The 12949-nt window shown below is 61.4% G+C and carries 13 protein-coding genes; 5 read left to right on the top strand and 8 right to left on the bottom strand.

What is annotated here, in order from left to right:
- Window positions 1–81: 81 nt before the first annotated feature.
- A complete protein-coding gene (locus HUN39_RS02345; RefSeq protein ID WP_175092912.1) occupies window positions 82–1023 on the bottom strand; it encodes a phosphotransferase family protein in 942 nt (313 codons plus the stop codon).
- A complete protein-coding gene (locus tag HUN39_RS02340) occupies window positions 1020–1940 on the bottom strand; it encodes an HAD family phosphatase (protein ID WP_175092911.1) in 921 nt (306 codons plus the stop codon). Before HUN39_RS02340 ends, HUN39_RS02345 begins: the two co-directional genes overlap by 4 nt.
- 601 nt (window positions 1941–2541) lie before the next feature.
- On the opposite strand from HUN39_RS02340, the gene katE reads away from it, so the two are divergent.
- A complete protein-coding gene (gene katE / locus HUN39_RS02335) occupies window positions 2542–4614 on the top strand; it encodes a catalase (RefSeq protein WP_232365860.1) in 2073 nt (690 codons plus the stop codon).
- 54 nt (window positions 4615–4668) lie between these two features.
- Window positions 4669–5190 carry a hemerythrin domain-containing protein gene (locus tag HUN39_RS02330; RefSeq protein ID WP_175092909.1) on the top strand — a complete coding sequence of 174 codons (522 nt, stop codon included), beginning with the start codon at window positions 4669–4671 and terminating at the stop codon, window positions 5188–5190.
- Between the two features lie 22 nt (window positions 5191–5212).
- Here HUN39_RS02330 and HUN39_RS02325 read toward each other — a convergent pair whose 3' ends face one another.
- The 4 genes from HUN39_RS02325 to HUN39_RS02310 form a co-directional block, all read right to left on the bottom strand.
- Window positions 5213–5776: a hypothetical protein gene (locus HUN39_RS02325; RefSeq protein ID WP_175092908.1), complete on the bottom strand. Its 564-nt coding sequence runs from the start codon at window positions 5774–5776 to the stop codon at window positions 5213–5215.
- A gap of 130 nt (window positions 5777–5906) precedes the next feature.
- Window positions 5907–6827 carry an agmatinase gene (gene speB, locus HUN39_RS02320; RefSeq protein ID WP_175092907.1) on the bottom strand — a complete coding sequence of 307 codons (921 nt, stop codon included), beginning with the start codon at window positions 6825–6827 and terminating at the stop codon, window positions 5907–5909.
- Window positions 6824–7393, bottom strand: a complete 570-nt coding sequence (locus HUN39_RS02315) for a pyruvoyl-dependent arginine decarboxylase (protein WP_175092906.1) — start codon at window positions 7391–7393, stop codon at window positions 6824–6826. Before HUN39_RS02315 ends, speB begins: the two co-directional genes overlap by 4 nt.
- Before the next feature lie 101 nt (window positions 7394–7494).
- Window positions 7495–8316, bottom strand: coding sequence for a cell envelope integrity EipB family protein (locus tag HUN39_RS02310; protein ID WP_175092905.1), 822 nt, complete (start codon window positions 8314–8316; stop codon window positions 7495–7497).
- A gap of 108 nt (window positions 8317–8424) precedes the next feature.
- Here HUN39_RS02310 and HUN39_RS02305 point away from each other — a divergent pair, with 108 nt between their 5' ends.
- The 3 genes from HUN39_RS02305 to HUN39_RS02295 all read left to right on the top strand — a co-directional run bounded on the left by HUN39_RS02305 (window position 8425) and on the right by HUN39_RS02295 (window position 10491).
- Window positions 8425–8904 carry a RidA family protein gene (locus HUN39_RS02305; RefSeq protein WP_175092904.1) on the top strand — a complete coding sequence of 160 codons (480 nt, stop codon included), beginning with the start codon at window positions 8425–8427 and terminating at the stop codon, window positions 8902–8904.
- Window positions 8901–9668 carry a glycerophosphodiester phosphodiesterase family protein gene (locus tag HUN39_RS02300; RefSeq protein ID WP_175092903.1) on the top strand — a complete coding sequence of 256 codons (768 nt, stop codon included), beginning with the start codon at window positions 8901–8903 and terminating at the stop codon, window positions 9666–9668. The genes HUN39_RS02305 and HUN39_RS02300 overlap by 4 nt, the downstream gene beginning before the upstream one ends.
- Window positions 9669–9792: 124 nt before the next feature.
- Window positions 9793–10491 (top strand): sel1 repeat family protein, encoded by a 699-nt coding sequence (locus tag HUN39_RS02295; RefSeq protein ID WP_175092902.1) that lies wholly within the window; start codon window positions 9793–9795, stop codon window positions 10489–10491.
- Window positions 10492–10503: 12 nt separating this feature from the next.
- Here the strand turns inward: HUN39_RS02295 and HUN39_RS02290 are convergent, their stop codons facing one another.
- Both HUN39_RS02290 and HUN39_RS02285 read right to left on the bottom strand, forming a co-directional pair.
- Complete coding sequence (locus tag HUN39_RS02290; protein WP_175092901.1) at window positions 10504–12069, bottom strand: SulP family inorganic anion transporter; 1566 nt, start codon at window positions 12067–12069, stop codon at window positions 10504–10506.
- 42 nt (window positions 12070–12111) lie between these two features.
- On the bottom strand, window positions 12112–12759 hold the full coding sequence (locus HUN39_RS02285; protein WP_175092900.1) for a carbonic anhydrase: 648 nt from the start codon (window positions 12757–12759) through the stop codon (window positions 12112–12114).
- Window positions 12760–12949: the final 190 nt, after the last annotated feature.

Below are 12949 nucleotides of genomic sequence, written 5' to 3'. Positions count from 1 at the left end.
AGGATATTACGCGCGCCAGCACGGTTCCAGGCTTTCCAACCACTGAGCTATAAAGGGCGACTGGATAAAGGGTGAATGCGGTCAAAGCGAATATAGATCCAGCGCCCCAGACAAGCGCGTGCGATATTGTTCAAGCCGAGCTTTGTCCTTTTCCGCAGCGGCCCGCTCCACATAGGGCGCGTAATTGATGAGGTTGATCGCCTTTATGATCGGCGCCATTTCGCGGATCTTCTCCTCCGTCAGGCCATAGCCCATGAGAAACTCCTGCTTGGCGTCGACCGAGAGATCATGAAGCGCCATCGAAAGATCCCAGTAAGGCGCAACGTTGGAGGCGCAGCACTCCCAGTCGATCACGGCGGTGATCGCCCCCGAGGCGTCGGCGACCACGTTCTTTAGCCGCATGTCGCCGTGGTTGAGAACGGGCGACGGGTCCCAGCGCTCCATGTCGCGAACGACCGATTTCAGACGTTTAAGCTGGGCGGCGTCCAACATATCCCGCGCATCGAGCAGGTCGACGCGCGCTTCAATTTTCAATTCCCCGTGCAGATACTCCTTCCAGGTCTCTTTGCGCGAGAGCGTATTGTCCGACCAATCGAAGGTTTGGCCAAAGCCAGATGTCTTCACCGAGTGGATCAGCGCGGTCAGACGTCCCATCTCCCGCAGAATCGCGAGGCGTTCGGGATGATGCGTCGCCTCCTGCCCCTCAACCTTCGGAAGCACCATATAAGGCATGCCGATGATGTCGGCGCCGACCTCCAGAATTTTCGCGGTCGGCACGCCAGCCTCGCTGGCCTTGGCGATCGCCCATTGCTCTTTAAGATAATCCTTTAGCTTGTCCGGCGTTGTGTTCATGCGGACGATGAAATCGCCTTCCGCATGACGGACCTCGAACACGAAATTGGTGAGGCCGCCGCCGCGCGCCACGATGCGCTTTGGTTTTGACCCGAGGTGATGCTCGATAATTTTGCCCGCATTGGATCGCGCCTTGCGTGGATTGATTGGCGCTTCTTGCGCAGCCGTCATTGCAGCGCCTCGCTCTGCAGGCCGCCAAGGCGAAACAGCAGTTCGCCAAGCTCCTGGGAGCTTTCAATCTTCACCGTCCGCAGCAGGCCTTTATATTCCAGATCGCGCGACCCGACATGGACGGCAAGGCCGACGCCGGAAAGAAATGAATCCATCTGCGTGTCGCCGCAGCCGACAGAGGCCTGCAGGTCGACGCCGAGCCGCTCCGCGATGGCGCGCACGCCGAACAATTTGTCGACACCCTTGCGCGTCGCGAAATTCGAGCGCTTGACGTGCTGATAGGCCATCAGGCGATCCTGCGGGGCTTCGACGAGCAGAAACATCATGCAGATGTCCTGGGCCATCAAGGACTCGCGAAGATCATCCATCGGGAGGCAGACGATTGACGACGCGCTGGCGTATTTCGCGCGAAGATGGGGGATCTTCTCTCTGACAGGCGTCCAGATCGTCTCGCCAAGCGTCCAGTCGCGCGTGTAGTAGAAGACAAGAAGCTCATCGACGCCATTCTCAAGCAGCCCGCGCACGCCGGTCAGCACCTCGTCGATTTCCAGCGGCTCAAGCGGAAAAGCATCGAGTTCCTCGAAGATGATGTCTCCTGCCGCATCTTCTCTGAGATAGCCGACGACGCCGCCGTTGAGCGAGACGAGCGGCAAGGGCGCATTGGTGATCGCATACCACTCGCGCCCGAAGGTGCGGATGACGTTCAGCGGAAATCGTAGCGTGTTCAGCACAATGGGGCGGCCAAGATCATTGAGGCGCTTCAAGCCGCAGGCGACCGGATCAGGAATGACGATGCGGCCTTCAAACTCATGCACCGCAGTTCCGTCAAGGTCGGTTATGAGCGCGCCGGCTCCGGTGAAATTGGTCTCCGCCAAAAACGCCCTGAGCTCCTCGTCGATCTGCTCCCTAAGCGCCATTCCCGGTTCTCCATCCTCTGTCGCCGCGTTTCGTCCTTACACAGGCAGCGAGCTATCGCGTTGAGACCGGAGACATGATGATCGCGCCTGCTGTAACCAGACGAGAGCCGGCGGTCGGCGTGCGCTTGATGGCGGACACTCCGTCCTATGTGGCGCCGATGCGCTTAAGCGACAGCCCTTATTGCTAAAATCCTTCTCGCGCGATCACGCGCGAAGATTACGCTTGGCGCGGTCCAACGAGCACACCGGACGGGCTGGCGCTTCTTGCGCAAATGTTCTTTACGGCACACATCTCGCCGCTCAGCGTCATTTGGTTTGAGCTGCGTCGGCAGTGGAAACACTTGCGAGTTTTCCATGGGCTGGCCCGTCCTCGTGTCAAACGTCTTCGACGCTCTGCGCTTCCAGAGAGAATTTTTCCTGCCCGGGGAACAAGTCAGATCGCCCGAGGTTTCGCTCTCACGTGCGCTCGCGTCCAATCGCCGCTTCTTCGGAGTTTCCTATGGGGTCAAAACGCAAACCGTCGTCCTCGAGCGCATCCGCCATGGCGAACGCTGGAAGGAGTCAAACCGAGCAGCCCGATCTTGTCGCAGCCGAGACTGAGATGTCCTACGCGCAGCCGCAAGGCGACGGCGGTGAAACGCACCAGACCGCCAACGACGCGGTTGAGACGCTCACCACGCAGCAGGGCATCCCGGTTTCCGATGACCAAAACACGCTACGCATAGGCGCGCGCGGTCCGAGCCTCATCGAAGACTTCCATTTCCGCGAGAAAATCTTCCACTTCGATCACGAGCGCATCCCGGAACGCGTCGTTCACGCGCGGGGATTCGGCGTGCATGGCTATTTCGAACTCACGAAGTCGCTCGCAGACGTCACGCACGCCGATCTTTTCCAGCGGGTTGGCGAGCAGACGCCGGTGTTTGTGCGATTCTCCACCGTGGCCGGAAGTAAGGGATCCGCCGATCTCGCGCGCGACGTGAGAGGCTTCGCGGTGAAGTTCTATACCAAGGAAGGCAATTGGGATCTCGTCGGCAATAACATCCCGGTGTTCTTCATTCAGGATGCGATCAAGTTTCCGGATTTGATCCATGCGGCGAAGGCTGAACCGGATCGCGGCTTTCCCCAGGCGCAAACGGCGCATGACAACTTCTGGGACTTCGTTTCGCTGTCGCCGGAAAGCTTTCACATGATCATGTGGATCATGTCGGATCGCGCCATTCCGCGCTCCTTCCGCTTCATGGAAGGTTTTGGGGTTCACTCCTTCCGTTTCGTCAACGCAGATGGCAAGTCGACCTTCGTCAAGTTTCACTGGAAGCCGAAGCTCGGTCTGCAATCGGTGCTTTGGAACGAAGCGGTCAAGATCAATGGCGCCGATCCCGATTTCCATCGGCGGGATCTGTGGGACGCCATCAAGGGCGGACATTTCCCGGAATGGGAGCTCGGCCTTCAGCTCTTTGACGAAGCGTTCGCCGACACATTCGAATTCGACATTCTCGACTCGACCAAGATTATTCCCGAAGAGCAGATTCCGGTGCAGGTCGTCGGGCGCCTCGTGCTCGGCCGAACGGTCGACAATTTCTTCGCGGAAACCGAACAAGTCGCTTTCTGCACGCAGAACATCGTTCCTGGCATCGATTTCAGCGACGATCCGCTGCTCCAAGGCCGCAACTTCTCCTACCTCGACACACAGTTGAAGCGGCTCGGCAGCCCGAACTTCACCCATCTTCCCGTCAATGCGCCGCGCTGCCCGATGGCGCATTTCCAACAGGACGGGCATATGGCGATGAAGAACCCGAAGGGCCGCGTCAATTACGAACCCAACAGCTGGGGCGCGCTCGGCGGTCCGCGCGAGAATCCCGAGCGCGGCTTCACGTCATTCCCGGAAGAAGTGGCCGGGCCGAAGACGAGACGTCGCTCCGAAAGCTTCGCCGATCATTACAGCCAGGCGCGGCAATTCTTCATCAGCCAAGCGCCGATTGAGCGCAAACACATTGGCGATGCGCTCGTATTCGAACTGAGCAAATGCGAGCGCCCGGACGTTCGCTCCCGAGTCGTCTCGCATCTCTTAAACATTGACGTTGCGCTCGCGACGCGCGTTGCTGACGGCTTGCGGCTTGAAATGCCCGATCCGGCGAAGGCCGCGCGCCCGACTCGGCAAGAGCTTCCCCCGTCCACCCCATTGAGCATTTTGGCGCATCCAAAATCCTTCACGGGGCGCAAGCTCGGGATTCTCGCGACGGACGGCGCCGATGCGAAGCTGTTGAAGGCGCTGATCGAGGCCGTCGAAAAGATCGGAGCGGTTTACGAGATTGTCGCGCCCCACATCGGCGGCGTGGTGCTTGACGACGGCGCCATGCAGCCGGCCGCGCAAAAGATCGACGGTGGACCGTCGGTGCTCTATGACGCCGTCGCCATCGTCGCGTCGGAGACCGGCGTCGCCGATCTCGTCGCCGATGCCGCCGCACGCGATTTTGCAAGCGACGCCTTCGCGCATTGCAAGTTCATCGGCTTCACCGAGAGCGCGTTGCCGCTGCTGGAGAAAGCCGGCGTCGCCGACGCGCTGGATGAAGCGTGCATTCAGCTTGCGACCGTCAAGGACGCGGCCGCGTTCATCGCGGCCTGCGCCGAACTTCGTTACTGGCCCAGAGAACTGACGGTCGATCTGGATGCGTGATGCGGTCACGCAGACAGAACAGCCAGGTTACAACCGCGCAACAGGAGAACCAAAATGCCAACGGCAAGCACGGGCAGCAGCACGAAAAGGTCGAAGCACCGAACGGGCGCGAAGACGTCGGCCAGCGCCTCCAAAACGGCGGACGCCATCAAGCTCCTGAGGGAGGATCACCGAGAGGTGAAAACCTGGTTCAAACAGTACGAAAAGCTCGATAAGGAAACCGAGAAGGAAGAGCTCGCCCGAAAAATTTGCGCCGCGCTGACGGTTCACGCCAAGATCGAAGAGGAAATCTTCTATCCGGCGCTACGCAAGAGCATCGACGACGACGAGCTTCTCGACGAAGCCGAAGTTGAGCACGCAAGCGCCAAACAGCTGATCGCCGAGATCCGATCGATGTCACCGAAGGACCATCTGTTCGACGCAAAGGTCAAGGTGCTTGGCGAATATGTCATGCACCATGTCCAGGAAGAAGAGCAGGAAATGTTTCCCGAGGCGCGCAAGAGCGAGATCGACCTCGACGCCTTGGGCGTCAAGCTATCGAAGCGTAAAGCCGAACTGATGAAAAAAGCGGCCTGATCGCGGCCGCCTCAATGTTCATTCACGCCGCGGCGGCAGGCACATCATGGGCGTGCACGTCGCGGCCGGAATGTTTGGCGATAACGCGCTTGGCGGTTTCCTCCAGCGCGGCGTTCCGCGTTCGCACCCAGAGCAACAGGCCGCCATGGTCAAGTTGCTCCTGGAGATATTTCGCGTGACGCTCCTCCATGAACTCGCCAAGCACGCCACCGATGAGGCCGCCAAATTCCGCGCCGATCAGGCCGCTCACGAGAAGCATCGCGAGGGCGCCGCCTGACGCGAGCGCCGCGCCGGCCGCCACAGTGGCGCCGACATAGACAAGACCGCCAATGATCGCGCCCTCTTTCTTGCTCAAAGACTCCCTCGGCGCGTAGGCCACGCGGGGGGCGGCGCCGTCGTCTTCGGCGGCTTCGACCTTTTCATATTTATGGCCGAGCTTGCCGACGATCGCCTTTTCGCCCGCAAGCAGGCTGATGTCGCCGAGATCGAACCCCGAATTCAACAATTCCTCGACAGCGCTCTCGAGCACATAGCCGTCCGAGAAAACGCCGACCACCTCTCGCCCCCGCCGCTCCGCACTGGACATGCCGCCCTCCTCCCTAGCCTTGCACGCCTCGATCCGCTTCGAAGCGGCCCCGCCGCATCGCGGCTGTTCGGGGAAGAGTGCTGCCGAAGGCCGGCCCTTGGCAAGAGCCGCATTGACGCTGGCGAAGGAGCTAAGGAGAGCGCAAGGCGGACCGGGGTGTATCGGCAGAGGCCGCCAGCAGGGAGAGGTATTCCCAGGCCATCGTCGCGCCGGCGAGCGCGGTGATTTCGGAAACGTCATAGGCCGGCGCCACCTCGACGACGTCCATCCCGACGAAGTTCAGACCGGCGAGCTTGCGGATGATCGACTGCGCCTGCCAAGTGGCCAGACCGCCGATTTCCGGCGTGCCGGTCCCGGGGGCAAAGGCCGGATCAAGCGCGTCGACGTCGAACGTCAAATAGACGGGCGCGTCGCCGACGACTTCGACGATCCGCGAGGCGATCGCCGCTGGCCCAATTTCATGCGCCTCCTGCGCGGCGACGATCGTGACGCCTTGCCCAACAGTCCAGTCGTAGACTTCGCGTTGCACCGGCGAGCGAATGCCGATCTGAATCATGCGGCGCGCATCGACGACGCCTTCGTTGATCGCGTGATAGAACATCGAGCCATGCGCATAGGGCTGGCCGAAATTATCGGGCCAAGTATCGACGTGGGCGTCGAAATGAATCAGCGCCAGCGGTCCGCGCTTTCTCGCGCAGGCGCGCAAGAGAGGCAGCGTGATTCCATGATCGCCGCCAAGCGTCACAAGATGTGCGTAGGCTGAGGCCTGCTCTTCGATGAGCCTGAGACTTGCGGTGATGTCGCCCAGCGCGATGGCGAAATCTCCAACGTCGGCGAGCGGCAGATCAACGGGGGACGTCCAGTGCGCGGGGTGCTCGCCGTCGATCAACATACGACTCGCGTGACGAATCGCCGATGGCCCGAAGCGCGCGCCGCTGCGGTTGGTCGTGCCGATGTCGAAAGGGACGCCGGCGACGACAACAGCCGCGTCAGCGCGCGGGACGACGCCGAGGAAGGTTGGCGGAGCGGCGAATGTCGGCGTGCCGCTCATGGCAAACCGTCGAGTTTGACGAAACGGAACACCGCCGCGGCGACCGCGCAGGTCCAATCGCCGTTCGGAGCGCCTTCGGCCGCCGCGGTCAAAGACAGGCTCTCGACGATCAGTTCGCTTGTTTCATAGACCTTCTTGCGCTCGTTCCAGGCGGCGTCCGGATCGAATTCGATCCCGAGCGTCGAAGCGAGCATCGTCGCCGCGAGATCTTCCGCATGATCGCCGCTCTCGCGCTCCGTCATGCCATAGCCGTGATGTTCCGAAATATAGCCGTAGAGCGTCGGCTCCCTTGGCCGCGCGAGGCCGATGCTTGCCGTGATGCGCCGTCCGGGCTCGTCGGTCTCAGCGCGCGCAAGCACCGTAAAAGTGATTTCGCCAGGCTGAAGCGTCGCGACGCCCCGCTCCACCGGAACGACTTCGCATCCCGCCGGCACAATGGACGACACCGCCACGAGATTCTGCTGTTCGATGTCAGCGTCGCGCAGCGCATATTCGAACGCCGTCAGACGATGGCGGTGAACGCCGACGCCGCGCGTGAGAAAGACGCATTGCGGAATAGGAAACATCGAACGCGCTCCTGGCAAAAACCGCAAAGCTTCAATTAGGACAAGCGGGCTAGACTGCCACGCCGATTGGCGGCGTTCCTTAAAACCAGCAGCAGACCGCGCTATTTTTTGCAGGCCGGCGTCGGCTGCAAGACGAGATCCGTCATGTCGCCGCGCAAGACGAAGTCGCCATAGTCGAGCTTCAGCGCGCGCGAGACGCCGTTTTCATAAAGGTCGAAGGACAGCACATAAATCGGCTGCCCGTCCTTCTTGCCCAGGTCGAAATAGGAAATCGCAACCGGCCAGCGACGGATATTGTTGAGCGCATTCACGCGCGCGACCTTTTCCTGGGGCGGCTCGGTCGTCGGCTTGCCAATGACCGTTAAGGTATCGAACGCTTTTTCGCCGTCTCCCGTGCCGTCGAAAACCCGCGCTTCAAGCAGCTGTTCGCCGGCCGCGGCCGTTTCCACGATCTTGCGCAAATGTTCCGTCGGAAAGAGCATCGGACCGGCCAGCTCCAGTCGCGTGCGCTTTGGCTTTGCAAGATCGATGGCAAGCCGGGCGTCGGCGGATTTCTTGGCCTTTCCGTCGACTTCATCGGTCCGCGAATTGTCGACTTTGGTCTCCACCTTAAAGCGAAAGTCCGCGCCGTCGCCGCCCTCGAATGTCGCCGAACGCATATCGGAGAGCTTGGCCGCCCCTTCCGAGGGCTGCAACTCGGTGATCTGGCGAAAGTTCTGCACATAGCCCTCGCAGGCCGAACCGGAAAAATCGAAAGCGATCCGGCCGCGCGCCTGCGCCGGCGCCTTCGCGCCGCTCGATTTCAACAGGCTCAGATCATAAACAGCGCGATGATTGGCGAGCGGCAATGCGCGCTCGGCGAACGCCTGGCCGACGGGCGTCGCCGCGCAGATCGCGGCGGCCAGCACGCGTGACGAAATCATTGGTCCTCTTTCTGTGTGGCGGCGCCTGCGACGCCATTGCGTCGCGTGGAGTAGGAAACTAGGGTCGCGCGTCATTGGGAGCAACGACTTTCTCTTTGAAGAGGCGCTATGACCGCATCGTCCGACACCCCGCTCGCGCGGCTGAAAGAGCTGGGATTGACGCTGCCCGCCGCGGCCGCGCCGGTCGCCAACTATGTTCCTTTTGTGCGCACGGGCGCCTTGCTGTTCATATCTGGACAGCTGCCGCTGGGCCCCAATGGCGTCGATCCGGCGCATCAGGGCAAGCTCGGCGCCGGCGTTTCGCTTGAGGCCGGGCAGTCCGCCGCGCGTCAGGCGGCGCTCAACGTCCTCGCCCAAGCCAACGCCGCCGTCGGCGATCTTGCGAAACTGCGCGCCGTGCGGCTCGGCGGCTATGTCAACAGCGCGCCCGACTTCGCTTCGCTGCCGCAAGTCGTCAACGGCGCTTCCGATCTCGTCGCTGCCGTGTTGGGCGAGAATGGCAAACATGCGCGCTTCGCCGTTGGCGTCGCGCAATTGCCGCTCGACGCTGCTGTCGAAGTGGAAGGAATCTTCGAGATTCTTCCGTGAACTCCCGTGATTTTTCGTGGCTGACGGCGCGTCCGATCGCGCACCGCGGACTGCATGACGCCCGCAAGGGCGTGATCGAAAATTCGATTTCAGCCGCCCGCGCGGCGATCGCCGCGGGCTTTGGCGTCGAATGCGACGTGCAGCTCACAGCCGACGGCGAACTCGTCGTATTTCACGACGAGACGCTGGAGCGCCTGACCGAAAGCGCCGGGGCTGTCGCGAAGCACAGCGCGGATGAGCTCAGTCGTATGAGGCTGCGCGGCGCCACTGACGCCATTCCGAGGTTTTCCGAGTTTCTCGCCGTGATCGGCGGACGAACGCCGATCATTGTGGAGATCAAGAGCGCCTTCGATGGCGACACCACCGTCGCGCAGCGCTTGGCGCAGTCGCTGGCGCATTACGAGGGGCCAGTCGCCGTCGAAAGTTTCGATCCCGATCAGATCGCCTTTCTTCGCGCGCGCGCCGCGGCGCTTGGGATCGCGCATCGGCCGCTCGGCATCGTCGGCGAGGCGCATTACGACGCGGATGATTGGCCGCAACTGTCCCCCGCGCAACGCGCGGAGCTCACGCACTTTCTGCACTACAAGCGCACGCTGCCGGATTTCCTGTCTTGGCGCGTGCGCGATCTTCCGCACGCCATTCCGCTGCTGCTGCGCGCCGCGCTCAAAATTCCCGTAACGACCTGGACCGTGCGCTCGCCCGAGATGGCGGCGCGGGCGCTGGAATGGACCGATCAGATCGTCTTCGAGGGCTTCTCGCCATAAGCGTTCGAATCGCGCGGCGTGCGCCGCCGCATCCGCCCAAGCGCCAATCCTTGTTAGCAGAGCCGATCGGACGCGAATCGCATCGCACGGTGAAGCGCCCGAGGTAAACGGGAGCACTATCGCCATGAGACAGCGCGGACGCCGGGCTGGCTATGTTCTAGCGATCGGAATAGCGGGGATGCTTGGCGTCGGCATAGCCGTCGCCGACGTGAAAAACGGATCCTTCGACGCCGACGGCGCCCGCCGCGCAACAGGCGAAATGGATCGCGACAAGACGCTGCAATCCAGCGCCCACGCCTGTCCGGCGGACGTTTTCCGTAAGGAAGCCTCGCTTGGCGGATTGCTCCTGGGAGATCAAGCGGTCACGCGCGATCACTGCGCCGCCCGCCCTGAGGAATGCTATCAAGCCTGCATTGGCAAGCGCAGCGGCGAACACTGCTTCCGGTTGGCGCTCGCGCTTCAGGAGAACGAAAGCGTCATCACGCCGCGCTACGCGCAGCTCATGTTCGCAATGGCCTGCGCGCTTGGCAAGGCCTCCGGCTGCACCAACCGCGCCGCGCATATGCGCAACGCCGCCGAAGAGGGCGATCCGCTCGAGTCGCTGTCGGCAAAGGCCAAGGAGCGCTGTCAATTTCGCAGCTTTAAGATCGCCTGCGACAAAACCGATCATTGGGGGTGCGCTATGCTCGGACAGGCGTACCGCAACGGCGAGGGCGTAAAGAAAAGCGTTGCCCTCGCGCGTCGCTCCTACAGGAAATCCTGCAGGCTCGACTCAGAATTCGCCGCCTGCGATTTTTCCCGCCGCGCGCTGAGGTCAATGTGACTCGCCGCGACGCTATTCTGCGGGGACCAATCCGTTGACCGGCTCCAGGCCCCGCATTTCCTTGAGCTCCACCCGGATATTGTAATCGCTCGCAGCTTTGATGAAATCCTGAATCGTCTCCATGATGTCCTGATCGATAAAGCCGGCGCGCGTGCCGTCGATCACCAGATAACTGTCCCCCTCGACATTCTCGAGGAAGTTGCGCAGCTGCGCCTTATTGAGGAACGACACATCCTTTTGCAGGCGCAGCAGGTAGTTCCGGCCGTCGCGCGTGAGCGTGAACGCTGAGTGGTAATTCGCCCGCAACACGAAGAAGAGGCCCACGGCCATGCCGATCGCCATCCCTTTGAGGAGATCCGTCAAAAGAATGGCGCCGACCGTCACGGCGAAGGGCGCGAACTGGTTGAAGCCCTTCTCATATTGCTGAACGAAGAGCTTCGGCTTCGCGAGCTTGTAGCCTGTCAGGAGCAGAATCGCGGCAAGACAGGCGAGCGGAATCATGTTGAGCAGGCTCGCCAGGAACATCACGCTGAGCAACAGCAGCACGCCGTGGACAAAGGACGCCACCTTTGTGTGCGCGCCGGCGTCGATGCTGGCGGAGCTGCGCACGATCACCGCAGTGATCGGCAAGCCGCCCAACATGCCGCTCAAAAAATTGCCGACGCCTTGGGCCTTGAGCTCCTGATTGGTCGGCGCGATGCGCTTGAGCGGGTCGAGCTTATCGACTGCTTCGAGACTCAGCAGAGTTTCAAGGCTGCCGACCAGCGCCAAAGTGGCGGCCGTCACATAGATCTGGACGTCGATCAGCCGCGTAAGATCCGGAAAGCTGAACTCCCGCGCGAAATCTATCGGTCCAAAGATGGCCGGAAGATTGACGAGATGCTGCGGCGCGATCGCCAAAGAGGGAAACAGCGTCTGAGCCACGAAGTTATAGGCGACGCCAAACAGCACCCCGACCAGCGCGCCTGGCGCGAGCGAAAGGTAGCGATGCTTCTTGATGTAGGGCGTATCCCAAAGGAGCATGATCGCGAGGGAGACGACGCTAACAATCACCGCTCCCGTCGAAAAGGAGCGAAAGGCGTCAAAGAGAAAGGAAAGGTGGGTGTGGCTATCGTCCTCGAGGAACGACAAGTCAGCTTCCGCGTCGGCGTCGTAGCCCACCGCGTGCGGCAATTGTTTCATGATCAGGATCAACCCGATCGCCGCGAGCATGCCCTTGATGACGGCCGACGGAAAAAACGCGCCGATGACGCCCGCCCGCAGAAAGCCCATCCCCAATTGCAGGAGGCCCGACAGCGCCACCGCAAGCAGCATGGCGTCGAAGCCGAGTTTTTCGACCGCGGTCGCGACAATGACGGTCAGGCCCGCGGCAGGACCCGAAACGCTCAACTGTGAACCGCTAAGAACAGAAACGACCAGCCCGCCGATAATCCCCGAGATAACTCCCGAAAAGGGCGGCGCGCCGGAAGCCACCGCGATGCCAAGGCACAGCGGCACTGCGACGAGAAACACCACGACGCCCGCCGGAATGTCGTGATCGAGGTAGCGGAAATAGTAGTCGAGATGCCGCCTAAACACGCCTGAATTCTCCTTATTGGCGGCATTACGCCGCGCGGCCGGTTAGAAATCCTCGCCGCCGTGTTGCTGATAGATGACGTCGACGTCGCTGCCCGGGGGCAATGTAATGAGCTGATGCAGTATTCCGTCATCGAGCCCGAACACCCAGCCGTGCAGCATCGGCCGCTGGTCCTCTTTCCAGGCGGTCTGCACAATCGAAAATTGCGACAGACGCATAACCTGCTCGATCACATTGAGTTCGACAAGTCGGTCGGCGCGTTCTGTCTGAGAGTTGAGCGCGTCGATCTCATCTCTATGCATCCGATAGGTGTCTTTAATGTGCATCAGCCATTTATTGAGCAGCTCCAGATCGGGGCGCTGTCGGTCAAGGGCGGCGCGAACGCCGCCGCAATTATAGTGACCGCAGACGATGACGTGCGGAACTTTGAGCACCTGCACAGCGTATTGGATGACGCTGAGACAGTTGAAGTCCGTGCAGATCACCTGATTGGCGATGTTGCGGTGCGCGAAAATCGCGCCCGGCAGCGCGTTGACGATGATGTCGGCCGGCACGCGGCTGTCGGAGCAGCCAATCCACAAGAATTCGGGCTTCTGATCGGCCGCGAGACGCTCGAAATAGCCGGGATCGCGCTCCCGGACTTCCTCGGCCCAGGCTTTGTTCTCAAGCAACAGTTTTTCGAAGGATTTCATCACGCTCGTTTTCTTCCAGCCGTCGCCTCAAAAGCGGCCTGGCTGCGACAGCAATGTGACAGCGACGGAAGCCGCTTGGGACAGGAGCGCGAACTAAGGCGATCATCGTCGGCGTCGCGCGCCCTCGCTCAAGCAGGGACGAGTCTACGAAGCTCTCGAGGTCACGACAAGTCCGCGGGCTCGTCCTCGC

The organism is Methylocystis silviterrae (assembly GCF_013350005.1).
GTDB classification, from domain to species: Bacteria; Pseudomonadota; Alphaproteobacteria; order Rhizobiales; family Beijerinckiaceae; genus Methylocystis; species Methylocystis silviterrae.
Note: the sequence above shows the minus strand (reverse complement) of the source record. Positions and strands in the feature narration are given on the sequence as shown.

Bases quoted from the DNA above. Each gene is read 5' to 3' on its own strand.
- HUN39_RS02345 (WP_175092912.1), bottom strand. From the start codon at position 1,023: ATGACGGCTGCGCAAGAAGCGCCAATCAATCCACGCAAGGCGCGATCC.
- HUN39_RS02340 (WP_175092911.1), bottom strand. From the start codon at position 1,940: ATGGCGCTTAGGGAGCAGATCGACGAGGAGCTCAGGGCGTTTTTGGCG.
- katE (WP_232365860.1), top strand. From the start codon at position 2,542: ATGTCCTACGCGCAGCCGCAAGGCGACGGCGGTGAAACGCACCAGACC.
- HUN39_RS02330 (WP_175092909.1), top strand. From the start codon at position 4,669: ATGCCAACGGCAAGCACGGGCAGCAGCACGAAAAGGTCGAAGCACCGA.
- HUN39_RS02325 (WP_175092908.1), bottom strand. From the start codon at position 5,776: ATGTCCAGTGCGGAGCGGCGGGGGCGAGAGGTGGTCGGCGTTTTCTCG.
- speB (WP_175092907.1), bottom strand. From the start codon at position 6,827: ATGAGCGGCACGCCGACATTCGCCGCTCCGCCAACCTTCCTCGGCGTC.
- HUN39_RS02315 (WP_175092906.1), bottom strand. From the start codon at position 7,393: ATGTTTCCTATTCCGCAATGCGTCTTTCTCACGCGCGGCGTCGGCGTT.
- HUN39_RS02310 (WP_175092905.1), bottom strand. From the start codon at position 8,316: ATGATTTCGTCACGCGTGCTGGCCGCCGCGATCTGCGCGGCGACGCCC.
- HUN39_RS02305 (WP_175092904.1), top strand. From the start codon at position 8,425: ATGACCGCATCGTCCGACACCCCGCTCGCGCGGCTGAAAGAGCTGGGA.
- HUN39_RS02295 (WP_175092902.1), top strand. From the start codon at position 9,793: ATGAGACAGCGCGGACGCCGGGCTGGCTATGTTCTAGCGATCGGAATA.
- HUN39_RS02285 (WP_175092900.1), bottom strand. From the start codon at position 12,759: ATGAAATCCTTCGAAAAACTGTTGCTTGAGAACAAAGCCTGGGCCGAG.